Genomic DNA, 24013 nt, shown 5'->3' with positions numbered 1-24013 from the left:
CGGCCGATCAGTTCGCTGAGATCTCGAAATGGCGGGCCAGGAAGGAAGATATCGGGCTGGCCACTGCCAGAGCTGAGGCGGTGCGTCGGGCCAAACGCGTTCTCGACCTCGATGAGGAGTTGGCAGGCAACCTCGACAAACTCACTGAACTCATCAAGGCCAGCCCGGCTGCGGCCTTGCTGGAAGAGCCCGGGGTCGGGCCCTTCAGCGCCGCGGTGTGCTTCACCGCCTGGTCTCATCCCGGACGGGTTCGCAACGAAGCTGCGTTCGCTGCCCTGGCGGGGGTGAATCCGATTCCTGCCTCGTCGGGCAACACGCATCGTCACCGGTTGAATCGGGGTGGTGACCGGCAATTGAACCGAGCCTTACACACAGTGATCATGAACCGGATGGTCCATGACGAGCGGACCCGAAAGTACGTTGCCAAGCACTACGGTGAAGACCCGACGAAGAAGTCGAAGAAGGAAATCCGACGCAAGCTCAAATGGTATCTAGCGCGTCGGGTCTACAAGATCCTCAACGCGCTAGATACCGTTCCTCAACCTGCTTGACAAGACATAGAAGGATCGAGGTTGCTGAGCCGCCGTCAGGTAGCAATCAGGGGTGGGTGGGGCAGCCGTCGATCCAGACTTCAGCGATGTCGGCGGGCGTGCCCATGGCGAAGATCGTCGCCAAAGCGTCGGCGTCGTCGGCAGCGTGGCGGATGCCGACGTCAAGCGGCTGGCCCTCTGCCGGGCGGATAAGCACGGCGTCGAAGCGCTTGCCCTCACTCAGTACGCCGACCTCATCGAGTTCGAGCGCTTCGGCGCCTGCCGCGGTCGCCAGGTGCAGCAGATGGGCCGACGTCAGCGCCACTCCCCCGGCCGGATCGAGCTGCTGCATGAAGTACGACTGCACGCCCTCCTTGAACAGGTTGAATCCGGTCCCCGCTCCGACGTCCGAGCCCAGGGCCACCCGGACGCCTGCCTCCACATGCCTGCGCAGCGGGAAGAAGCCGCTGGCCAGAGCCGAGTTCGAGGTCGGGCAGTGCGCAGCCACGGCCCCCGCTTCGGCCATCCGCGCCAGCTCCCGATCCTGCGGGTGGACATTGTGCGCAAGCACCGTCCGCCGCCCCACGAGACCTGCCCGGTCGTAGGTGTCGAGGTAGTCGATGGCCTCGGGGTGGATCTGTGCGACCCCGGAGATCTCATCGCGGTTCTCGTTCAGATGCGAGGTCACCCAGATCCCCGGATTCTGCGCCACGAGGCGACCGCCCGCGGCCAGCATCTCCGGTCCCGCCGAGAACGAGAACCGGGGCGTCACCGCATAGCGCAGTCGCCCCTTCCCGTGCCACCGGTCGATGAGCCCCTGGCTCTCCTCGAGCGACCGCTCGACGTCGGTGAGCAGGGCATCTGGCAGGTTCCTATCGCTTGTGACCAGGCCGGATGTGATTCGCAGCCCCGACTGCTCGGCGGCGGCGAAGAAGATGTCCATGGCGGTCGCGAAATGCGAACCGAAGACCATCGCCGAGGTGGTCCCCGCCGAGATCAGCCCCGTGAGGAACTCGCCGGCCACCGCCTCCGCATAGGCGGGCTCACCGAGTTTCGCCTCTTCGGGCAGGGCGCACTGGTCGAGCCAGTCGAGCAGCGGCCGTCCGAGGTGGCCGATGGCCCGCACCTGCGGCAGGTGGACGTGGGTGTCGACAAGACCGGGGATGAGCACGCCGTCGCGGAGGTCGACGACCTCGGCGTCGGGGTGCGTGGACCGGGCGGTGTCGAAGTCGGTGCGAGAGGTGATGAGTCCGTCATCGACGACGAGGGCGATGTCGGAGGCCGAGCGCAGCCTGCCTCCGGTGAATGGGTTGTCCGGCGTATCGAAGACGCGAACGCGGTAGATGACCACAGTGGTTCTCCTTGAGTCAGTGGTGGTGCCAGTCAGTGGCGGCCTGTGTTCAGGCCATGCGGGCGAGCAAGTCCGCGGCGACGCTCACGGCGATCGCTGCGGGCGCTTTGCCCGGCAGATCGGGCAGTCCGATCGGGCATCGGATGGTGTCGATGATCTCGGGGTCGAAGCCTTCTGCGGCGAGGTTCTTGCGGAACCGCTGCCATTTCGCATTCGATCCGATGAGCCCGATCGAACCGAGGTCGCCGCGGGTCAGCGCCGCGGAGCACAGGTGCAGGTCCTCGGCGTGGTCGTGGGTCATGATGACCACATGCGCACCGGCCGGCAGTGCGGTGAGCACCTCTTCCCCGACGACGGCGAATTCGGAGCTGATGCGTGCGACCGGGGTCTCCAGTGCATCGATCGCCTCGAGCTGCTCGGGCCGCGAATCGCTGACCGTGAGGTCGATATCGTGCCGGGCGAGGATCCGAGTCAGCTCGAGTCCGATATTGCCGATGCCGAAGATCGCCGCTGCGGCCGGAACAGGCAGGGGTTCGAACAGCATCGTGACCTCTCCGCCGCAGCATTGGCGACCGTACTTGGCCGGCGCCTTGTCGTTGAGCCGCAGGGTGAGCATCTCAGGGGCACGGGCGTCCTCTGCGAGGAGTTCCCGGGCACGGGTGAGGGCCGTCATCTCGAGATTGCCCCCGCCGATGGTCCCGAACAGGTCATCGGCGGTGGCGATCATCTTCGCTCCCGCCTCGCGTGGGGCATGCCCACGCACCGCGGCGAGAGTGATGAGGACAGCCGGCACCCGAGCTGTGCGAAGCTCGGCCGCGGTGTCCATCCAGGTCATGACGGAACTCGTTGTCCTTCCCTCGCCGAGGCGGCCGCCCCCGAGTCCTGCCCGCGGGCTTCTTCGATCGCCCAGAACACCGCTTCGGGTGTCGCCGGTGATGGCAGGTCGACGCTGTGGCCGGGGCCTGCGAAGGCGCCCACGGCTTCGCGGAGGGCTTCGCGGACGGAGAAGGCGAGCATGAGCGGGGGTTCGCCCACGGCCTTCGACCCGTACACGGCTCCATCTTCATGGGCTCTGTCGAGGAAGGTGACGTTGAAGATCTCGGGGACTTCGGAGAAGCTCGGGATCTTGTACGTGCTCGCCGCCTGAGTGGCCAGTCGTCCCCGGCTCGGCTTGTCGGATTCGTCCCAGCGCAGGTCTTCGAGGGTCAGCCAGCCGGCGCCCTGGATGAATCCGCCTTCGATCTGTCCGAGGTCGAGCAGCGGTGACAGGGAGTCTCCGACATCGTGGACGATGTCGACGCGGCGCAGGGTATAGGAGCCGTCGAAGCGGTTGACTTCGACCTCGGACACGGCCGCCCCGTAGGCGAAGTACTTGAATGGCTCGCCCCGCATCTGCGACAGATTCCAGTGCAGTCCCTCGGTGCGGTAGAAACCGGAGGCCGAGAGCTGGATGCGCTGGAAGTAGGCGGTGTTGATCAGCTCTTCCCAGGTCACCGTCTTCGCCGAAGACAGTGCGGAGACGATTCCGCGGGAGATGCTGACCTCATGAGCGGGTGCCCCGAGGATGCCTGCGGCGACCTGGCGCAGCCGGTCGAGGATCTGGTCGCAGGCGTTCTTCACCGCTCCGCCGTTGAGGTCGGAGCCGGAGCTCGCTGCCGTCGCGGAGGTGTTCGGCACCTTGTCCGTGCGGGTCGGGGCGAGACGCACCGTCGACAGCGGCACGCCGAGGGTGGTGGCCGCGACCTGCAGCATCTTCTGGTGCAGGCCCTGCCCCATCTCGGTGCCGCCGTGGGTGACGAGGACGGACCCGTCCTTGTACACGAGCACGAGCGCCCCGCCCTGGTTGAAGGCGGTGAGGTTGAACGAGATGCCGAACTTCACCGGGGTGATCGCCAGTCCGCGTTTGATGTGCTCATGGCCCGAATTGAACTCTTCGGTCTCGAGTTCGCGGGCCTCGAGGTCGGATTGGGAGATGAGCTGATCCCAGCAGGCTCCGATCCGCTCCGGGTGGCGCACCGGTTGGTAGTAGGGAGTGTCCTGACCTGCCGAGTAGAAGTTCCGACGCCGCAGCTCACGGGCGGACAGTCCCAGCTTGGGGGCGACTCGACCGATGATGTCCTCCATCACCAGCATGCCCTGCGGGCCGCCGAACCCGCGGAAGGCCGTCTGCGAGGTCTTGTTGCATTTGGCGATGCGCCCGGTGACGCGGATATTCGGCACCCAGTAGGCATTGTCGATATGGCACATCGCGCGGGTGAGCACCGGTTCGGACAGGTCGAGGCTCCACCCGCCGTCGGCGGTCAGAGTGGAATCAAGGGCGAGGATCTTCCCATCCTCGGTGAATCCGACCTTCCATGAGGAGTGGAAGCCGTGGCGTTTGCCGGTCATCGTGATATCGCGAGTGCGGTCGAGGCGCAGCCTCACCGGTCTGCCCGTCAGCTTCGCACCGAGCGCGGCCAGGGCGGCGTAGCCGTGCGGCTGCATCTCCTTGCCGCCGAAGCCTCCGCCCATGCGCAGGCACTGCACAGTCACCTCGTGGGCGGGGACTCCGAGGACATGGGAGACGATGTCCTGAGTCTCGGTGGGGTGCTGGGTCGAGGACTGGATGAAGACCTGTTCGTTCTCATCCACATGGGCCAGGCAGGCCTGCGTCTCGAGATAGAAGTGCTCCTGGCCGGCGAATTCGAACTCGCCCTCGAAGACATGAGCGGCATCGGCGAAGGCGGAGTCGACCTCGCCCTTGTCGATCGACAGGGGCTTGCCGTGGTAGCTGTCGGCGGCGATCGCATCGCGCACGGTCACCAGCGACGGCAGCTCGTCGACCTCGGCGTTCACGGCTGCCGCACCTTCCTTCGCGGCCTCGAGATCCTCGGCGAGGACCCAGGCCAGGGGCTGGCCGAAGAACATGATCTCATCGACCGGCAGCATCGGCTCATCGTGCTTGACGCCCTGGTCGTTGACGCCGGGGATGTCGGCGGCGGTGATGACCTTGACGACGCCGGGCACCGCATAGGCGGGTGCGATGTCGATCGCGCCGAGGCGGCCATGCGCCGTCGTCGCCTGCACGGGGAAGGCGTGGAGGACTCCGGTGAGACGTCCGACGAGGTCATCGGTGTAGAGCGCGGTTCCGGTGACATGGCCGAAGGCGCTTTCGTGGTGGTGGCGTTCGCCGACGACCGGGTCGGCGGGGCGCTGGGAGAGCTGGCTCATCACTTGACCTCCTTGCTGGTCACGGCCGGGTGGCCGAGCTGCTCGGCATAGAAGCGTTCGAGGGAGGACCGCAGCATCGCGGTCCGGTATTTCGCACTCGCCCGGTGGTCGTCCATCGGGGTGCCTTCGGCAGCGAGGGTCTCGGCTGCGGCGTGCACGGTCTCCAGGCTCCACGGCTGCCCTTCGATCAGGGCTTCGGTGGCGGTGGCGCGCAGCGGGGTGGCGGCGACTCCGCCGAGTCCGATCCGAGCCTTGACGATCACCCCGTCACGGATGTCGACGGCGTAGCCGATCGCCACCGAGGAGATGTCGTCGAAGCGGCGTTTGGCGATCTTCTGGAACGATGTCAGCGGCGAGAGCGGCACCGGGATGCGGATGGCGGTGATGAGCTCATCGGCTGCGCGGACCGTCTGCCGGTATCCGGTGAAGTAGTCGGCCAGCGGAACGGTCCGTGACCCGCGCACCGAGGTGAGCACGAGTTCTGCCTCGAGTGCGAGCAGGGCCGGAGGAGTATCGCCGATGGGCGAACCGGTGCCGAGGTTGCCCCCGATCGTGGCCCCGTTGCGGATGAGGCGGGAGGCGAACTGCGGGAACAGCCTGCCCAGCAGGGGGATCTCGCCGGCGAGTTCGCGTTCGAGTTCGGACAGGGTCTGAGAGGCACCGAGTTCGACAGCGTCTGCGGTGCGGCGGATTCCGCGCATCTCCTCGAGCCGATCGACGGCGAGGATGTTCTTGGCGCGGGCTCCCTTGATGTTGACCTCGACGCCCCAGTCGGTGGCTCCGGCCACGACGGTGACTTCGGGGTCGGCGGCGAGGATTTCGACCGCCTCGGTCAGCGTGGCGGGACGCCGGTAGCGTCCGATGGTCCCGGTCGCGGTATCGGCCCGCTGGTAATCGGTGGCCACGGCGGCCGGGGCCGGGTGGTCACGGCGGGCGGCGAGGGCATCATCGGCGGCCGGCTGTCCGAGGGCGTTCGCAGCATCGCGGATGGGGCGGTATCCGGTGCAGCGGCACAGGTTGCCGGACAGGGAATGGAGGTCGAAGCCGTCGTCGCAGCGATCGGGGCGGTAGTATTCGGCGGCCATCGAGGAGATGAAGCCGGGGGTGCAGTACCCGCACTGGGATCCGCCGCGCACGGCCATCTCTTCTTGGACGGGGTGGATGGATTCGCCGTCGGCCAGGCCTTCGGCGGTCACGACCTCTCCCCCGTCGAGCGCTGCCGCCGGCAGCAGGCACGAGTTGACCGAGGTCCAGCGGGTTCCGCCGGATTCGTCGGGGCGGGCGACCATGATCGCGCAGGCCCCGCATTCGCCTTCGGCGCAGCCTTCCTTCGCTCCGGTCAGACCTTGACCGCGCAGGAAGTCCAGCGCATTCGTATGGGGTGGGCCGTCGAATTCGCGGACGGTCCCGTTGACGTTCACTTCGGCAGTTGACTGATCCGTTGTCGCAGCGGACATCGCACTTCACACCTCCCGCGCCTCTCCACTGAGACGCACAGTGCATGGTTGGAACAATGTGCTTCGTTCTTCGAGCCTCTGGTTATCCATGCGAACAGCGCAGAAGAACGCGGAATCGGGGACTATGCGTCCCCGCAGGTCAGGCCCCGTGGGCGATCTGACCTCTTCCCCAAGCTGAGTGTCCAACCATTTTTCTCATGCCCCCAAGATAGCCGATATCGGTCCGCGAACGAAGTACAGGACGAATCCGGCGGAGACGACCCACAGCAGCCAGTGGACCTGGCGGGCCCGTCCGCTCGCAGCGTGGATGAATGCCCAGGAGATGAATCCGACGCCGATGCCGTTGGCGATCGAATAGGTCAGCGGCATCGTCACCATGGTCAGGAACACCGGCAGCGAGGTGCGGAAGTCGCTCATGTCGATCTCGCGGATCTGCGTGACCATCATGGCGCCGACGACGACGAGCGCGGCGGCTCCTGCTTCCATCGGGATGACGGCGATGAGCGGGGAGAAGAACATCGACAGCAGGAACAGCACGCCGGTGATGCATGCGGCCAGTCCGGTCCGTGCGCCTTCGGCGATGCCGGCGGCGGAATCGACGAAGACCGTGTTCGACGACCCCGAGGCGGCTCCTCCGAAGACGGCGCCGAGTCCCTCGACGACGAAGGCTCCGCGGATGCGCGGGAACATGCCGTCGGGAGTCTGGACTCCGGCCTGGCGGGCCAGACCCGTCATCGACCCCATGGCGTCGAAGAAGTTCGTGAACACGAGGGTGAAGACGAGCATCGTGGCCGCGAGCACGCCGATGCTCTGGAAGCTTCCGAACAGGTCGAAGGCTCCGATGAGTCCGAAGTCCGGTGCGGAGACGATCTGCTTCGGGATCTCCGGGGCCGAGAGGTTCCAGCCCAGCGGGTCCGGGTTCTCCGGGTCGCCGACGGTGCCCAGGTGCGCGAACGCCTGGATGATGATCGCGGCGATCGTGGCGACGATGATGCCGATGAGGATGCCGCCGGGGATCTGCCTGGCCACGAGGATGCCGATGAGCACGAGCGCGAAGACGAACACGAGCGTCGGCAGCGAGCCGATCGACCCGTCCTGTCCCAGCTGGACGGGCGGTCCCTCCGGGGTGCGGGTGACGAACCCGGAGTTGACGAAGCCGATGAAGGCGATGAAGAGTCCGATGCCCACCGTGATCGCGATCTTCAATGCATGCGGGACGGCGTTGAAGATCGCGGTGCGGATGCCCGTGGCACCGAGGACGACGATGATGACGCCGTTGATGATCACCAGTCCCATAGCATCAGCCCAGGTGACGTCCTGGACGACGGAGACGGCGAGGAAGCTGTTCATCCCCAGTCCGGCGGCGAGTCCGAAGGGCAGTCGGGCGACGACGCCGAAGAGGATCGTGATGACGCCGGCGACGAGCCCGGTGACCGCGGTCAGCTGAGCGAAGTCGAGGCTGTCGCCGGCGACGTCCTGGGAGCCGCCGAGGATGAGCGGGTTGAGGACGACGATATAGGCCATCGCGACGAAGGCGACGATGCCTCCCCGGATCTCCTGTCGGATCGACGACCCGCGCTGGGTGATTTCGAAGAATCTGTCGAGAAGCCCCGGTCTCGAGGATGCGGTCTGCACCGCTTGGTCGTTGTCAGCCATTTTCATGGACCACCTCAGGTTGTTCGATTTGGTCAGCCGCCGACATCATCGTCGTCGGCCCTGCGCCTTGAACGTGCGCGTGAGACAGGCAAGTCATCGGTCCACGACCGAACCAGAACTTTCGCATCCTGGAAAACTATTTCTGTTTCACCGAGCAAGTCTCGCCGCTCGACCCTGGTGTGTCAATCATCACACCTCTGCCGACGCCGATGCCGTCCCTCGACGGGACAGACGAAACCCCTGACCAGAAGCGTCTGATCAGGGGTTTCCCTTGGCGGTGGCGGTGGGATTTGAACCCACGGTAGGGGGTTGCCCTACACAACATTTCGAGTGTTGCACCTTCGGCCGCTCGGACACGCCACCGCCGACAACTGTACAGCGGCGGACTTTCTGCGTCCAAATCGGTTCACCGTGAGGTGGGACACGTCAGCGTCTGGCCGCGAAGAACTCTCTCAGCAGGGCCCGGCCCTCCTCAGCCCGGATGCCCGAGGTCACCTCCGGATGGTGGAGTGCGGCACGGTCGCGCAGCAGATCCCACAGCGACCCGACGGCCCCTGCCTTGTCATCGAAGGCGCCGAAGACGACGCGGTCGATCCGGGAGCCGACGAGGGCGCCGGCGCACATCGTGCACGGCTCCAGGGTGACGACGAGGGTGCAGCCGTCCAAACGCCACCCCTCCCTCGCCGAGGCGGCCTGCGAGATCGCCATGAGCTCTGCGTGGCCGAGCGGATCGGCATCGACCTCGCGCCGATTGTGACCGCGCCCGATGACCCCACCGGTCTCGTCGATGACCACGGCCCCGACGGGAACGTCGTCATGAGCGGGCGCCAGCGCCGCCTCGGCGAGGGCATACCCCATCCATTCGGCGAACTCAGCGTTCAGCGTGCGGCCTCGAGCTGATCGGCGAAGCCGACGGTCTCGCCGACGTGGGCGACGACTCGGGCGGGGTCGGACCGATAGCTTTCGACCTGGTCGATCAGGGTGGCGGCGGGGACTCCGCGATCGGCGTAGATTTCGGCGTCTCCGCCCCATTCGGCGTCGGCGTCGAATTCGAGCATCTCGACCTCGTCATCGTCCTCATCCTCGTCGACTTCGACTTCGTCCTCCTCGGCCCCGAAGTCCTCTTCGGGTTCGGCGTCGTAGGCGTCGGGACGGGAGTCGAGGAAGTCCGCGAAGATCTCCGCGAATGGGCTCGCCTCGGCCGCGGCGAGATCGGAGAGGAAGACCTTGACCTCATTGTTCGCGCACAGGCGCACGAGGCCGAACCATTCGTCTTCGTGTTCGATCACGGCCACGGCCTCTCCGTCCTCGCCCGCGGCTCCACGCATCGTATCGACGAGGTCGTCGAGGTCGTTCGCGTCTCGGACGTCGACATCGAGGGCGCGGAAGCCATCGCCGGTATCGGCCAGGATCTCAGTGAAGTACGACATGCCTCCATTGTGAACGCTTCGCTCCATGTTGACCACTGCCGGAGACATCGAGTTCTCCCGTACCATTTGGGTATGCATCTTCACGTAGCCGATCACCCGCTCATCGCCCACAAACTCACCGCCCTGCGCGATGTGAACACGGATTCCGCTCGTTTCCGACAGCTCACCGAAGAGCTCGTCATGCTGCTGGCCTACGAGGCGACCCGGTCGGTGTCCGTCGAGGACAAGGAGATCTCGACCCCGGTGACGACGACCACCGGCACCCGCATCGCCGAACCCCGCCCCGTCGTGGTTCCGATCCTGCGTGCCGGGCTCGGCATGCTCGACGGAATGCTGCGCATCCTTCCCACCGCCGAGGTGGGCTTCCTCGGAATGGTCCGTGACGAGACGACATTCGAGCCCAGCGCCTATGCCGACCGTCTGCCCGATGACCTCACCGGTCGGCAGATCTTCGTCGTCGATCCGATGCTCGCCACCGGAGGCACCCTGGCCATGGCCATCGACTTCCTCCTCGCTCGCGGCGCTCGTGATGTCACCGCCGTGTGCCTCGTCTCCGCCCCCGAAGGCGTCGAGCGCATCGAACGCGACTACAGCGATTCCGCCGAGGTGAAGGTGTACACGGCGGCGCTGGACGAGAAGCTCAATGACAAGGGCTACATCGTGCCCGGACTCGGCGATGCCGGGGACCGGATGTACGGAATCGTCGACTGACTTCTTTGTCATAATTCGTCACAGTCGTCTCATTTTCGCCCGTTCCATTGCAGTGTCTTTGTTTTATGACAAATAATGAAGCCATGACTTCAGTGATCCACCAGATGCGAATGCCTGCGGCAGACATGTGTATGCCCTGCGTTCGTGGTCGGTGATCGTACTCCCGCTGTCCGGCCTCGAACGAGTTCACTCAAGCAGCGGACTCTTCCAGTCATATCGACCTCTTGGTCTGAGCAAAGGACAGCTATGCCGAATCCAGAACCCGCCTACGTCCACCCGCGCAGCGCCGTGGCCACTCGACGTGCAGGAGCCAGGTTGAGCGCAGTCGACCCGCAGAACGCACCGCATACCTTCGGACCCGCCGGCGTCGTCCCCTCGCCGAAGGCCGCTCGCGGAATCATCGTCTACATCGGACTCGATGAGTCCAAGGCCGCAGCTGACGGCACGAACCTCTCAGCGATCGCCGCTGAGCTGCAGGCCTACGCCAAGGAACTGGCCACCCAGGCCGAGACGCAGGCGGTCATCGCACTGGCGCCGGAGGGCCGCGGCAGCGATATCGACGCTGTGCGGGCCGTCGCCACCGGCTCTCCCGCCGCGACCGGTGCTCCGGCCGCGACTCACGGACCTGTGCGTTCGCGCATTCCCAACCGCATCCACCCGCCGGCTCTGCGCGAGGACTCCGCTCCGGCGGCTCCCGCGCCCCGCGGTTTCGGTGGACGGGCAGGCGACATCTACACCCAGGCGACGGGCGAACGCCTGCGCATCGACATCCCGCGTCGCGAGGTCCGCATCGATGGTGAGCTCGTCGATGTCACGACGAAGGAATTCGACCTGCTCGCCACTCTCGTCTCACACGCCGATGAGACTCTCCCCCGTGAGGATCTCATCACCGCAGTGTGGTCCGGTGGTGAGGTTCCCGACGAACGCACCGTGGACGTGCACATCCGTCGACTGCGGCGCCGCCTCGGCGAATACGCGTCCGTGGTGCGCACGATGAGGGGTTCCGGTTACCGGTACGACACCCACCCCGATGTGAATGTGTGGAGCGCGACGGCGCGTCGCTGACGCGGCGCGGCTGTGAGCCGTGTCGCAACTGGCTTCCAGCGTGGGGCCAGAATTCCCGGTTAAGATCGTTGATCGATGAACCAGGCATATTCTTCACCGCGCAGAAGGCACAGCCCCGCGAAGGGCATCACCGCATTGATCTTCGGGATCCTCTATGCGGCGTTCCTGCTCCTCCACAGTCTGCTGCCCACGCGGATGGGCATCGCGCTCATCCTCGAATCGGTGCTCCCGTGGACGGGGATCGTCCTCGCGCTGGTGCTGCTCATGGTCCTCATCCGCTTTTCGTGGCTCTCGGTCATCGGGTTCCTCGTGCCCGCTCTGGTGTGGACCGGGATGTTCGGACCTGCCCTGTTGCCGAATCAGGATTCCGGTGATCCGGATCTGACGGTGGCCACCCACAATGTGGGGGCGAGGATGCCGCAGCCGACGGCCGCCGCACAGAATATCGTCGACCGTGATCCGGACATCGTCACGATCCAGGAGCTCGAGTCCCTGTCGGGCAAGATCATCCACAAGGAGCTCGACTCCTCGTTCGACCATTCGCAGGTCGTCGACACCATCGGCGTATGGTCGAAATGGCCGATGTCGGAACCCGAGGAGGTTGATCTCGGTCTGCAGTGGCCGCGCGCGTTCGCAACCACGATCTCGACCGATCACGGTGACATCCGCTTCTATGCTGTGCATATGCCTTCGGTGCGTCCGGGGCACGAATCGATGCGCAACGCCGCCCTGCGCCGGTTGGCCACGACCGTGGAGACCGACGGCGCCGCACATGTGGTCATCGCCGGCGACTTCAACACGGCAGCGACGGACAACAATATGGAGACCCTGGTTCCGCCGCTGCAGGATTCCCGGGAAGAGGCCCGAGGCGGCTTCGGCTTCACCTGGCCCGCCCGGTTCCCTGTCACCCGGCTCGATCATGTCCTCTACCGCGGTTTCGATGCCACCTCCGACGAGGTGCTCGAACGCGGATCGAGTGACCATCGGGCCGTCTTCGCCGGACTCGACCTCAAGTAGTCGCAGTCCTCGGACACTGGGTCAGTGCGTGCACTGACCCGTCGGCTGCGGTGTGCGGTCGGCAGCACCGGCTTCGAGTTCGTCGGCGATCTCGGCGCGGGAGAGTGCATACCCGGTTTCCTCATCGGTGGCCGAACGGGCGAAGACCATGCCGGCGACATTTCCGTCGGCGTCGATGAGGGGGCCGCCGGAGTTGCCTTCGCGGATGATGCCGCGCACCGAATACACCTCGCGGACGACCGAGTTCTCGTCGTAGATGTCGAGGCCGCGGGCGTTGATCTTCTCCCTCACCCGCGTCGGGGAGATCGTATAGGGACCATTGGCGGGGAATCCGACGACGACGGAGTCGTCGCCCGGTCCGAGTCCATCGCCGAAGTCGAGTGCGGGAGCGTCGAGTCCTGGGACTCGGAGCACGGCCACGTCTGCTTCGGCATCGAATTCGACCACCTCGGCGCGGTAGGGCCTGCCCTTGCCGCCGATCTGTACGGCGAGTTCCGAGGATCCGGCCACGACGTGGGCGTTGGTGGCGACGAGTCCGTCCTCGTAGACGAAGCCGGAGCCTTCCGAACCGGTGGCGCAGCTGGTGGCTGTGGTCGTGATCTTGACGACCGAATCTTCGACGCTGCGACCGACGTCGACCATGCCTTCGTCAGGTTCCCCGACTCCGCGGATCTGTTCGGGCTGGCCGGAGAACACCTGCGGGAACCCCGACGCGCTCAGTCCCTTCGCCAGACCGCCGAGGGCGTTCTGGGAGGAATAGGGAATGGTGCGGTCGATGGCGGCGATGACGGTGGAATCGGCGACCCAGCGGTTGGGTTCGACGAGCGGGGTCGTGCGAATGAAGCCGGCGGCGAGCCAGACGACGAGGACGTAGACGATTCCGGCGGTGACGGTGCCGCCGACGGCGTCGATGCCCTGGCCGAGGTCGGAGTCCATGGAGCGTTTGATCCACGCGCCGATTCCGCTGCCGGCAAAGGCGAACAGGACGCTGAGGACCAGCGGCATGGAGGCCAGCAGCATGAGCACGCCGGGGTTGTCCATGACCTCGGTGCCGGTGCTCAGCGATTCGACGAGCGGAGAGAGCAGGCGCCCGAGGATCCAGCCGACGATGAAGCCGGCCGCTGTTCCGATTCCGGTGATGATGCCCTGGCGGAACCCGGCGAAGAGCGCGCTGATGCCGAGGACGATGAGGAGGATGTCGAGTACAGTCACCGCTGGAACTTACCGCAGTGTCTGTTTGGAGGCCGTGAGCAGACGTTCACGGGCATCGGCGAACTGCTTGAGTTCGGCACGTTCGATCTTGCGTTCCTGCTCACCGCCGATTCCTGCGAGCACACGCATCCGTGTCGTCGACAGCTTGCCTGAGGTGCGGATCATGGTCTTCATCTCCTCCTTGCCGCCCGGGAACGACTTCGCCCAGCTGCGACCGTTCTTCCGGCCCTTCCACGTTCCGAGCATGTCGACCTCCGCATGGGTGAGCCATCCGGAGTTCGCATAGTCGCCGAGCATGTTCTGAGTGTGCAGTCGTTCGCTGCGGCGCAGGATGAGTCCGAGGGTGACCCAGGCCCCGGAGAGGACGGCGCTGAGGACGATGAGGCCGATGATCTGCGGGAGCATTCCGCCCATGACATCACGGGTCAGTTGGCCGAGCACGCCGAGGAACGTGATCGAAGCATTCCAGAAGCCGTGCAGGACCATGCCGAGCAGGAGACCGGGAAGCCACATGAGGATGAGTGACCACCACGGCCATTTGCGTGCGGCGAAGCCGATGGACACACCGGCGCAGGTAGAAAACGCCGTATGAAGCAGCGGTGAGCCGAGGCAGCGCATGGCGAATGTCACTGCCAGCCCCGGAAGTTCGCCGTCGTTCCACGACTGGCCGAGGTAGAGGATGTTCTCGGTGAAGGCGAAGCCTGCTCCGATGAGTGAACCGTAGACGAGTCCGTCGAGGGGGCCTTCGAAGTGGCGACGGGCGGCGAGGACGATGACGACGAGGAGGACGGTCTTCGTCGACTCCTCGAGGATCGGAGCCTGAATGACTGCACCGATGATGTCGGGCACCCCGTTGATGCCGACGATATAGAGCGCGACCTCACCGACGAGTGAGAAGCCGAGGGTGAGGATGACCGAGGCGACGGCTCCCCAGAGAAGACAGATGCCCAGAAGGAGCTTCGGCTGCGGTTTCCAGCGATCAAGCCAGAGCACATACGCGATGATGCCCAGGAGCGGGACGGCCGAGAGTCCGATGAGTGCGAACAGCCGCACTCCGAAGCTGAGTCCACCCAGCAGGGCGAGGCCCGCCAGGCCGATGACGAGCACAACGAGGACGAGGATGGCGGCGACGAGGCGGACGATGTTCCCTGTCGAATCAGGTGCGGCCTCCGGCTGGGACTGGCGCACCGCACCGGTCCAGGGAGTGTCGGTGACGACCTGTTGGGGTGCCTGCATGCCCGCGCGGATCCGCATCTCCTGAGTCACCGTCGGTGCGAACCGCGGCTGCGCATAGACGCGAGCCTGCACCGGCGGCTGGACGTACATCACCGGCTGGCCGGGCATCGGCTGCCCCTGCACCATCGGCTGCATGTGCGGCGGCATCGGCTGGCCCTGCACCGGCTGGCCCTGCACCGGCTGGCCCTGGGGTGGCACGGGGTCTGGCCGCGGGCGGAACCGATCATGATTCTGCTGCTGGCCCTGCGCCTGGGGCGGCTGCGGTCGCTGCGAACCGGGACCGTTCTGTGCCGACATAGCTCGTCCTTCTGCAATGGGGGGAAATTCCGCTCACCTCAGTCTAGAGTCCATGCCTTCCGGCAACGGCCTCATGGTGTATCCGTCCAGCAACACTTCAGCCGACTGCCACCTTCTTCGGACGACTCGCCAAGGCCCACTCGAACATTTTCTGCTGTGGACGAAGGCGCACAGTCGGCTGCGCGGCCAGATGGCCGAGATGCCGCCTCAGTACATCCCACTGCTGCCCCGATCGCCTCGATACTGCCGTTCATCCCCGGCCGCACTCCCCCACTCGGCGTCGAGCAGCACGTCGTCGACTCAGACGTCAGTTCCTGTGGATGCGCGAAGCGCTGTCCACAGGCCACCGAACGACCCTGGCCCGACAGACAGATCCCGTGTCGAATCGGTCCATGACTACTCTCAGACTCACATCGCTGCGCACCGCGCTGCTCCTCATCGTCATCACAGTCGCTTCTCTCATCGGGCTGGGACCAGCCATGGCCGCGGGACCGCCGGTCAGCCTCGGCGAGGCTCCGGTGCACAGCGCTCCCGGTGCCTATGGGCCGGGGATCTGGCACCACGCAGAACAGGGCAAGACCTGGTACGGCTCCTACCGCACATTCCCAGACACTTCCGCCTACTGCATCGATGCGGGAAAGAAGTCTCCGCTGCCGAAGTATTTCAAGGGCTCGTCGGCCGAGAAGGTCACCTCGTCCCGCACCGCGTGGGCGCTGCACGAATACTCGGGATCGAAGTCGAAGGATGTGCAGGCGGCGCTGAGTGCCGTGGCCCGCCTCGACAAAGCACTGCCCCACGACCACAAGGTGCCGCCGCAGAAACCGGCTGACCTGGGCAAGAAGTTCTCCGGTGCCGCGAAGCAGCATGCGAAGATCCTCGCGGAGGCGAAGAAGTATGCGGGTCCCTACACCCTCGACATCAGCCTCGAACCGGTGCTGAGGATGCCTGTGCTCGACCCCCACGCCGCCCCGGAGTCCGCCGCTTCTCCTGACTCCTGGGCATCAGGTCCGAAAAGCCTCGGCACCCCTACGGATGAGGCGACGCTGGCGATCTCGCTGACCAGCGCCTCCGGGGCACAGGTTCCCGGTATCGCGATCAAGCTCGAAGCCACCGGGGCAACGGATGCCCCGACGACCCTGACCACGGAGAAGGAGCCCGTGACCACGACGCTGCAGGCGAGCGCGCCCGGCAATCTGTCCGTGACCGCCTCGGCGAAGGTCGCTCCGCAGTCCGTGCGCGTCTTCGAACCGACGTCCGGGACGCGGGTACAGCGTGTCATCACCCCGGACACCCCCGATTCCGTCACGGACAAGGTGGCACTGGAGCTGAGCTCCCAGCCGAAGGTGACCACCGAGATCTCCGACCAGACACCGACACCAGGCGAGACGGTCACCGACGATTTCACCGTCTCCGGCCTCATCGGCGACCACACGGTCACCGTCGAACACACCCTGTGGCAGACGGCGACGAAGCCGAAGCAGGGCACGAAGAACGACGACGCTCGCGAAATCGGGTCCGTGACCTCGAAGGACGTCGGCAACGGCGCTCACACCTCCGGTGAGGTCACCGTGCCCGAGGACTTCCGCGGCTGGCTGTACTTCACCGAGACGATCGCCGGGGACAAAGCGACGCAGGAATGGAAGGGAATCCACGGCCAACCCCGTGAGACCGGCTTCGTCCCCTGGACCCCGACCGCCGACACCGAGGCGGTGCTTGAGGGAACATCGACCCACGACGAGGTGGCCGTGACCGGCCTGCGCCCCGGCTCCGAAGCCGTGCTCACCATCACCGCCTACCATGTGGAGAACGAACCCGCGCAGTCGAAGGAGCCCGACGGCACGGAGCTGTCCGTGCAGGACTTCACCGTCATCGCCGATGAAGAGGGCCACGTCGAGATCAGCACTGAGCCGATCGATATGCCCGTCGGCTGGGTCACCTATGTGACGACGATCGAGGGCAGCGACGTCAATGCGAAGTGGACGAGTGACTGGGGCGTGCCGGCTGAAACCGTGCACCGCCCGCCCGAGGAGGAGCCGAACACTCCCCCGGCACCGCCAGAGGAACCGAACTCGCCGCCGGCTCCGCCCGAGCAGCCGAGCGCTCCTCCCGAGCAGCCTGAGGCCCCTGAGTCTCCCGAAGCTCCGGAGGAGCCGGAGACCCAACCGGTCGCTGAGACTCCCGCGGCCCCGGCCCCACCGGCCGAGCTGCCTCGCACAGGCACAACCGGCAACGGCATGCTCATCGGCTTGGGCATCGTCCTCGTCGGCCTCGGATCCACGATCCTGCTGATCTCCGGCAGTCGCCGCGACAGAGAATAGGAGAGAGTGAATGCACGTCATCCCCGACCGCAAGTCTGTGGTCGGGGATGACGTGTGTTCAGTCCTGCACCCATTCCTTCGCCCAGGCGCGGGCGCCGTTCATCATCAGGCCGACATCGGCACCGACGAGGACGAACGAGGCGCCCGCCTCCAGGTACTTCCGTGCCTGGTCAGGGTCGAAGGCGTTGACACCGACGGGTTTGCCCGCAGCGCGCACAGCCTCAAACGTCCGCGTCACCGCTGCGGTGACGTCCGGGTGCGTCTGCTGACCGAGCAGGCCCATCGACGCGGCCAGGTCCGAAGGTCCGACGAAGACACCGTCGATGCCGTCGACCGCAGCGATCTCGGCGGCATTGTCGACTGCGGTCGCCGACTCGATCTGCACGGTCAGGGACACGAGCTCCTCGGCCCGACCGAGGTAGCCGTCCACGGCATTCCACCGGGAGGCCCTGGCCAGGGCCGAACCGACTCCGCGCACGCCTTTCGGCGGGTAGCGGACGGACGCCACGGCCGCCTCGGCGTCGGTCTTCGTGTCGACCATCGGCACGAGCAGATTCTGCGCGCCGAGGTCGAGGTACTGCTTGATGAGCACCCGGTCGTTCACCGGCACGCGCACCACCGGGGTGGCCGGGTAGCCGTTCATGGCGCGCAGCAGGCTCAACGTGGTCTCGAGGCCGATCGGCGAGTGCTCGGCGTCGATGAGCACCCACTGCATTCCGGAGGCCGCGGCGATCTCGGCGGCCACGGGCGAACCCGAGCACACCCACATCCCGGCCAAGTACTCGCCTTCGGCGAGGCCGGCGACCCGGTCGGCAAAGGTCTGCGGAAGGTCTATTCGAAACGGCATGTGATGACTCCCAACTCTCCATAGTCGGCGTGGACGGTGTCTCCCGGATGGACCCACATGGGGCGGGTGAACGAACCAGCCAGCACGGTCTCTCCTGCGCGGAGGACGTCGCCGTGTTCGGCGAGTTTGTTCGCCAACCACACGATGCCGCGGGCCGGATGGTCGAGAACGGCGGCGGCGACACCGGAGTCCTCGATCGTCTCATTGCGGTAGAGCAGCGCGTTCACCCGCCGCAGGTCCACGGCGTCGACGGCGACCGGACGCCCCCCGATGACCATCGCACCCAGTGCCGCATTGTCTGAGATGGTGTCGACGATCGTGCGTCCCTCCATCTCGATGCGAGAGGACAGGACCTCGAGAGCGGGGACGACGTATTCGGTGGCGCGGAGGACGTCGAAGAGGCTGACGTCGGGTCCGGCCAACTCCTCGCGCAGCACGAAGGCGAGTTCGACCTCGATCCGCACACCCGAATACTGCGAGTGATCGATCACGGATCCGGTGTCATAGACCTGGTCGGCGAAGATCGCCCCGTAATCGGGTTCGGTGATGCCGGTGGCCTGCTGCATCGGCTTCGAGGTCAGGCCGATCTTGTGACCGAACAGCCGACGCCCGGCAGCCTCACCGCGGCGGCGCCATTCGTTCTGCACCGCGTAGGAGTCCTCGACCGTCATGTCCGGGAACTGCGAGGTCAGCCGCGGGATCTTCGTGCGGGTCCGCTCCGCCTCGGCGAGGTCGTCGGCGATCGTCGCGATCGTCGCTTCATCAAGCATGTGGTGTCCTTTCAGAGCTGGTTGCCCAGCTTGCCCTCGTTCTCATCCGCGCGGGTGTAGGAGAACCCGTCCGCGCCGATCGTCACGGCCATCTCCGAATCATCCGTGCGTGCGTGTACGGGCTGTGGATTGCCGTCGAGGTCGAGGACGAGGGAGGCGTCCGTGTACCACGAGGGCACGACGGGGTTGCCCCACCAGTCGCGGCGCTGATTGTCGTGGACATCCCAGGTGACGACCGGGTTGTCCGGATCGCCGGTGTAGTAGTCCTGCGTGTAGACCTCGACGCGGTGGCCGTCGGGGTCGCGCAGGTAGAGGTAGAACGCGTTCGAGACTCCGTGCCGGCCGGGACCGCGTTCGATCGCATCGGACCGGCGCAGCGCACCGAGCTTGTCGCAGATGGCGAGGATGTTGTGCTTCTCGTGAGTGGCGAAGCAGACATGGTGCATGCGCGGTCCGTCGCCGCCGGTCATCGCCGTGTCATGGACCGACGGTTTGCGACGCATCCACGCAGCGTAGACCGTGCCCTCCTCGTCCTGGATGTCCTCGGTGACGCGGAAGCCGAGGTCCTGCATGTACTTCACCGCCCGCGGCACATCCGGGGTGACCTGGTTGAAGTGGTCGAGGCGGACGAGTTCGCCGGGGATGTGCAGGTCATAACGCCAGGACATGCGCTCGACGTGATCGGACTGAAAGAAGAACTCGTACGGGAAGCCGAGCGGATCAACCACACGCACGGAGTCGCCCACGCCTTTGACGAAGCCGTCGGGACTGCGGCGGACATCGCAGCCGAGTTCGGTGTAGAAGGCCACCGCCTTGTCGAGCTCTTCCGGGCTGCGAACCCGGTAGGAGAACGCGGCCACAGCAGCGACCTCGCCCTTTCGCAGGACGAGATTGTGGTGGATGAACTCCTCCGTCGAACGCAGGTAGAGCGTGTTCTCGTCCTCTTCGGTGACATAGAGTCCGAGCACGTCGACGTAGAACTCCCGCGAGGCGGCGAGGTCGGTGACGACGAGTTCCATATAGGCGCAGCGGAGGATGTCGGGCGGACTCGCCTGAGGTGTGGCGATGGGATTGTCCGTGACGATCGGCGCCTCCTGGCTGACGTAGTAGCCGGCCGAGGTCAGTGTCACATCTTCGCGATTGGTCATGTCAGCCTCACTGCTTCCCGAAGACCGGGTTGTGGACCTCGCCGAGGTTGATGTGCACGGACTGCTGTTCCGTGTAGAAGTCGATCGAGCGGTAGCCGCCCTCGTGGCCCAGCCCCGAGGCCTTGACGCCGCCGAAGGGGGTGCGCAGGTCGCGGACGTTGTTCGAGTTCAGCCACACCATGCCCGACTCCACGGCCTGCGAGAAGTTGTGCGCTCGCTTGAGATCCGAGGTCCAGATATAGGCGGCGAGTCCGTACTTCGTGTTGTTCGCAAGCTCCAGGGCCTCCTCGTCGGAGGAGAACGGGGTGATCGCGACGACGGGCCCGAAGATCTCCTCCTGGAAGATCCGGGCGTCGGGGGCGACGTCGGCGAAGACGGTCGGTTCGACGAAGTTGCCGGTCTCGAATCCTTCGGGGCGTCCGCCGCCGGCGACGAGGCGGGCCTCGGTCTTGCCGATCTCGACGTAGGACATGACCTTCTCGAAGTGTTCGGGGTGGACGAGCGCGGCCACCTCGGTGTCGGGATCCGAGGGCAGACCCACCTTCACACGCTTGGCCTGGGCGGCATAGCGCTCGACGAATTCATCGTAGATCGATTCCTCGACGAGGATGCGCGAACCGGCGGTGCAGCGTTCCCCGTTGAGCGAGAAGACGCCGAAGATCGTCGCGTTGACGGCAGCCTCGAGGTCCGCGTCGGCGAAGACCACAGCTGGGGACTTGCCCCCGAGCTCCATCGACAGGCCTTTGAGCCAGGGAGCGGCGTTGGCGAAGATCGTCTGTCCCGTGCTCGATTCGCCGGTGAAGGAGATGAGGGGAACGTCCGGGTGCTTGACGAGCGAGTCTCCGGCGTAGCCCTCTTCGCCGAAGCCGTTGACCATATTGAACACGCCGGTGGGCAGTCCGGCCTCTTCGAAGATGCCCGGCCACAGCGAGGCCGAGAGCGGAGTGAACTCAGCAGGCTTGAGCACGACGGTGTTGCCGGTGGCGATCGCCGGGCCGAGCTTCCACGACTCGAGCATGAATGGGGTGTTCCACGGGGTGATGAGCCCGGCCACGCCGATGGGCTTGCGGTTGACGTAGTTCGCCTGGCGGCCGGGAACCTTGAAGGCGTCGTCGACTTGGGCGACGATGAGGTCGGCGAAGAAGCGGAAGTTCTCCGCAGCACGTGCCGCCTGACCCTTGGCCTGGGTGATCGGCAGGCCGGAGTCGAAGGACTCCATCGCGGCGAGTTCGTCCTTGCGGGACTCGACGATGTCGGCGATCCGGTAGAGGATCCGGGCGCGTTCGCGGGGCAGCATCGTCGGCCACGGGCCCTCGTCGAAGGCTGTCTTCGCCGCCGTCACGGCCGCTTCGATATCGGCCTTCTTGCCCGAGGCTGCGGTGATGTAGGACTCATTCGTCACTGGGTTGAGGACGTCGAATTCCTCCCCGTCGATGGAGTCGACGAACTGCCCGCCGATGTAGTGGCGGATCTTCTCCGGCAGTCCTGCCGGCGGGGTTGTGGACTGTGTCATGACTGGTCCTTTCTACGAATCTGTAGTCACATCTGCAGCTGATGCTGCGGTGGTCGTCTGGGAGTTCTGGAAGCTGTGCAGTGTGGCCGATCGGTGTTCGCGCACGGCCCGTTCGATCTCCTGCGCCGAGGCGCGGGCCCGGATGAGGGCGACGATGCGCGAGTGCTCTTCCACCGACTCCAGGGCCCGTTCGGGAACGAAGGAGAACGTCGAATCCCGCAAGTGATTGAGCCGGTCCCATTCGAGTTCGACGAGGGTGCACAGCCGTTCGTTCGGACAGCGCCGGTAGAGCGTTTCGTGGAACTCGTGGTTGAGTCGGGTGAATTCGGCGGGATCGAAATCGTCCAGCAGCGCCCGCATCCGATCGTTGATCTGCTCCGCCGCATCGAGATCACCGGCACCGAGGTGGCCCTGCGCTTGGGCGACGGCTGCTCCCTCGAGGATCGCGACCGTTTCCATCGACTGGGTGTAGGAACCCTGATCGACCATGGCCACGCGGGCCCCCACATTGCGCTCGAAGGTCACGAGCCCGTCGGCTTCCAGCCGGCGGATGGCCTCGCGCACCGGCACTACGGAGGTGTCGAGTTCGAGAGCGATCTGCGCGAGCACGAGCTTGTGCCCGGGCTGGTAGGTCTGATCGGCGACGCGTTCGCGGATCCACCGGTATGCGATTTCAGCCTTGCTCAGTGTGGCGGCGATAGTCACCGGGAGGCCTTCCACTCGTCGAACTTCGCCTTCCATTCGCCCTTCGGTGGGAAGAGCCCTTCGATCGGGTTGCCGGCGGCGACCTGTTCGGCCACCCATCCGTCCTCGATCTCCTTGGTCAGCGCCGCGTCGACGACCTCTTCAGCGAGGTCGCGGGGGATGACGATGGCTCCGTCGTCATCGGCGACGATGACATCGCCGGGCAGGACGGTGGCGTTTCCGCAGGCCACGGCTACGTCCGACTCCCACGGAACGTGACGGCGACCGAGCACGGCAGGGTGCTGTGCGGTGGCGAACACGGGCAGGATGCCGGCCACCTCGGCGGAGTCGCGGACTCCCCCGTCGGTGACGACTCCCGCTGCTCCGAGGGATTTCGCGCGCAGGGCGAGGATGTCGCCGAGTGTGCCGGAGCCCGATTCGCCCCTGGCTTCGATGACGACGACCTCGCCGGGGCGGATCGAGTCGAAGGCTCGCTTCTGCGCGTTGTAGCCGCCGCCGTGGGACTTGAAGAGGTCCTCGCGGTTGGGCACGAAGCGCAGTGTCTTTGCAGTGCCGACGATCTTCGCACCCGGCTGCAGCGGCGCGACACCCTCGATGACGACATTGTTGAGTCCGCGCGAGCGCAGCTGAGCCGACAGGCCGGCGGTCGGGGCTTCGGTGAGCCGAGCGACGAGATCTTCGCCGAGGCTGCCGTCCGCTGCGCTGGTGCCATCCGATTCGCTATCGCTGGCCGCGAGTCCGGCCGCCTCGCGCGATCCCCACGCGTCGACGATCAGAGCTTCATCGACCGCGGGAATGCTGCCGAGGTCTTCATCGAAGTCGCCGGGGCCCTCGACGACGGTGGTGGTCAGCCGGCCGGAGCTCAGTTCCTCCCCGTTCGCTGAGGCGGCCGTGACCTCGACCTCGACCGTGTCACCGGGGACGACGACGGAGGATCCGGCCGGGGTACCGGTGAGGATGACGTCCCCGGCGTCGAGGGTCAGATGCTGGCTGAGGTCCGCGACGATGCGCGGGAGGGTGAAGATGAGCTGCTCGGCGCGCGTGCCGTCATCTTGGACGACTTCGCCGTTGACCCAGGTGCGCAGGCGCAGGGAATCGGGGGCCGCCTCGGCGGCGGGGATGAGTTCGGGGCCCAGCGGAGTGAATCCGTCACGGCTCTTCGAACGCAGGTTCGACCCCTTGTCCGGGGTCTTCATGTCGTAGAGACCGAAGTCATTCGACGCGGTCACGCCTGCCACATGCGACCAGGCGTCTGCCTCAGTCACGTTGCGGGCGGGAGTTCCGATGACGATGGCGACCTCACCTTCGAAGGCGAGAAGCGAGGTTCCGGCGGGACGTTCGATGGTCTCCCCTGTTGCGGCCACGGAGCTGGCGGCTTTGAGGAAGTAGGACGGTTGGGCGGGCCGCTTACCGCGCTGCGCGGCACGGGACTCATAGGCCACATGGACGGCGATGATCTTGCCCGGACGGGCGGGAGGAGTCGACATCGATCTCACACCTCATTTCGGTTGGCTTCACCTCAGATCGTATATGATACGGT

Annotated in this window: 20 protein-coding genes and 1 tRNA gene; 5 read left to right on the top strand and 16 right to left on the bottom strand. The window is 65.9% G+C overall.

Annotation, left to right across the window (positions count from 1 at the left end; all coding sequences use genetic code 11):
* Positions 1–551 (top strand): transposase (locus EB835_RS10145; protein ID WP_135809343.1); only part of this gene is annotated, 551 nt, incomplete at its 5' end.
* A gap of 46 nt (positions 552–597) precedes the next feature.
* On the opposite strand, the gene guaD is transcribed toward EB835_RS10145, so the two are convergent.
* The 8 genes from guaD to EB835_RS10105 form a co-directional block, all read right to left on the bottom strand.
* Positions 598–1881: a guanine deaminase gene (gene guaD, locus EB835_RS10140; protein ID WP_135809342.1), complete on the bottom strand. Its 1284-nt coding sequence runs from the start codon at positions 1879–1881 to the stop codon at positions 598–600.
* Between the two features lie 49 nt (positions 1882–1930).
* Positions 1931–2716 carry a xanthine dehydrogenase accessory protein XdhC gene (gene xdhC, locus EB835_RS10135; protein ID WP_168216691.1) on the bottom strand — a complete coding sequence of 262 codons (786 nt, stop codon included), beginning with the start codon at positions 2714–2716 and terminating at the stop codon, positions 1931–1933.
* Positions 2713–5091: a xanthine dehydrogenase molybdopterin binding subunit gene (gene xdhB, locus EB835_RS10130; protein WP_135809341.1), complete on the bottom strand. Its 2379-nt coding sequence runs from the start codon at positions 5089–5091 to the stop codon at positions 2713–2715. The genes xdhC and xdhB overlap by 4 nt, the downstream gene beginning before the upstream one ends.
* Positions 5091–6548 (bottom strand): xanthine dehydrogenase small subunit, encoded by a 1458-nt coding sequence (locus tag EB835_RS10125; protein ID WP_135809340.1) that lies wholly within the window; start codon positions 6546–6548, stop codon positions 5091–5093. The genes xdhB and EB835_RS10125 overlap by 1 nt, the downstream gene beginning before the upstream one ends.
* A 195-nt stretch (positions 6549–6743) precedes the next feature.
* The gene (locus tag EB835_RS10120) at positions 6744–8204 is read right to left on the bottom strand and encodes an NCS2 family permease (RefSeq protein ID WP_135809339.1); all 1461 of its coding nucleotides are present in this window, start codon (positions 8202–8204) and stop codon (positions 6744–6746) included.
* A 272-nt stretch (positions 8205–8476) separates the two neighbouring features.
* A tRNA-Ser gene (locus EB835_RS10115) sits at positions 8477–8567 on the bottom strand.
* Positions 8568–8630: 63 nt separating this feature from the next.
* Positions 8631–9062 carry a nucleoside deaminase gene (locus EB835_RS10110; RefSeq protein ID WP_135809338.1) on the bottom strand — a complete coding sequence of 144 codons (432 nt, stop codon included), beginning with the start codon at positions 9060–9062 and terminating at the stop codon, positions 8631–8633.
* A gap of 20 nt (positions 9063–9082) precedes the next feature.
* On the bottom strand, positions 9083–9634 hold the full coding sequence (locus EB835_RS10105) for a tRNA adenosine deaminase-associated protein (RefSeq protein ID WP_135809337.1): 552 nt from the start codon (positions 9632–9634) through the stop codon (positions 9083–9085).
* 72 nt (positions 9635–9706) lie between these two features.
* Between EB835_RS10105 and upp the strand changes: the two genes are divergently transcribed.
* From upp to EB835_RS10090, 3 genes are all read left to right on the top strand, one after another.
* On the top strand, positions 9707–10345 hold the full coding sequence (gene upp / locus EB835_RS10100) for a uracil phosphoribosyltransferase (RefSeq protein WP_135809336.1): 639 nt from the start codon (positions 9707–9709) through the stop codon (positions 10343–10345).
* A 246-nt stretch (positions 10346–10591) separates the two neighbouring features.
* The gene (locus tag EB835_RS10095) at positions 10592–11410 is read left to right on the top strand and encodes a winged helix-turn-helix transcriptional regulator (RefSeq protein WP_135809335.1); all 819 of its coding nucleotides are present in this window, start codon (positions 10592–10594) and stop codon (positions 11408–11410) included.
* A 75-nt stretch (positions 11411–11485) separates the two neighbouring features.
* A complete protein-coding gene (locus tag EB835_RS10090) occupies positions 11486–12427 on the top strand; it encodes an endonuclease/exonuclease/phosphatase family protein (RefSeq protein ID WP_135809334.1) in 942 nt (313 codons plus the stop codon).
* A 21-nt stretch (positions 12428–12448) separates the two neighbouring features.
* Here the strand turns inward: EB835_RS10090 and EB835_RS10085 are convergent, their stop codons facing one another.
* Both EB835_RS10085 and EB835_RS10080 read right to left on the bottom strand, forming a co-directional pair.
* On the bottom strand, positions 12449–13639 hold the full coding sequence (locus EB835_RS10085; protein WP_135809333.1) for a MarP family serine protease: 1191 nt from the start codon (positions 13637–13639) through the stop codon (positions 12449–12451).
* 9 nt (positions 13640–13648) lie between these two features.
* Positions 13649–15172 carry a PrsW family glutamic-type intramembrane protease gene (locus EB835_RS10080; protein ID WP_240688662.1) on the bottom strand — a complete coding sequence of 508 codons (1524 nt, stop codon included), beginning with the start codon at positions 15170–15172 and terminating at the stop codon, positions 13649–13651.
* 392 nt (positions 15173–15564) lie between these two features.
* Here EB835_RS10080 and EB835_RS10075 point away from each other — a divergent pair, with 392 nt between their 5' ends.
* Positions 15565–17490 (top strand): LPXTG cell wall anchor domain-containing protein, encoded by a 1926-nt coding sequence (locus EB835_RS10075; protein WP_135809332.1) that lies wholly within the window; start codon positions 15565–15567, stop codon positions 17488–17490.
* Positions 17491–17548: 58 nt separating this feature from the next.
* Here EB835_RS10075 and EB835_RS10070 read toward each other — a convergent pair whose 3' ends face one another.
* The 6 genes from EB835_RS10070 to EB835_RS10045 are packed head-to-tail and all read right to left on the bottom strand — an operon-like array spanning position 17549 to position 23960.
* A complete protein-coding gene (locus EB835_RS10070) occupies positions 17549–18337 on the bottom strand; it encodes an HpcH/HpaI aldolase family protein (protein WP_135809331.1) in 789 nt (262 codons plus the stop codon).
* Entirely contained in the window at positions 18322–19107 is a 786-nt protein-coding gene (locus EB835_RS10065; RefSeq protein ID WP_135809330.1) for a fumarylacetoacetate hydrolase family protein, read from the bottom strand. Before EB835_RS10065 ends, EB835_RS10070 begins: the two co-directional genes overlap by 16 nt.
* Before the next feature lie 11 nt (positions 19108–19118).
* Positions 19119–20255 carry a 3,4-dihydroxyphenylacetate 2,3-dioxygenase gene (hpaD, locus tag EB835_RS10060; protein WP_135809329.1) on the bottom strand — a complete coding sequence of 379 codons (1137 nt, stop codon included), beginning with the start codon at positions 20253–20255 and terminating at the stop codon, positions 19119–19121.
* A 7-nt stretch (positions 20256–20262) separates the two neighbouring features.
* Positions 20263–21768, bottom strand: a complete 1506-nt coding sequence (gene hpaE / locus EB835_RS10055) for a 5-carboxymethyl-2-hydroxymuconate semialdehyde dehydrogenase (RefSeq protein WP_135809328.1) — start codon at positions 21766–21768, stop codon at positions 20263–20265.
* A 12-nt stretch (positions 21769–21780) separates the two neighbouring features.
* On the bottom strand, positions 21781–22509 hold the full coding sequence (locus EB835_RS10050) for a GntR family transcriptional regulator (RefSeq protein WP_135809327.1): 729 nt from the start codon (positions 22507–22509) through the stop codon (positions 21781–21783).
* Positions 22470–23960 carry a fumarylacetoacetate hydrolase family protein gene (locus EB835_RS10045; protein ID WP_135809326.1) on the bottom strand — a complete coding sequence of 497 codons (1491 nt, stop codon included), beginning with the start codon at positions 23958–23960 and terminating at the stop codon, positions 22470–22472. Before EB835_RS10045 ends, EB835_RS10050 begins: the two co-directional genes overlap by 40 nt.
* Between the last annotated feature and the right edge of the window lie 53 nt (positions 23961–24013).

It is taken from the genome of Brevibacterium sp. S22 (genome assembly GCF_004745485.1).
Classification (GTDB): domain Bacteria; phylum Actinomycetota; class Actinomycetes; order Actinomycetales; family Brevibacteriaceae; genus Brevibacterium.
This window is presented reverse-complemented; position numbering and strand designations above follow the sequence as displayed.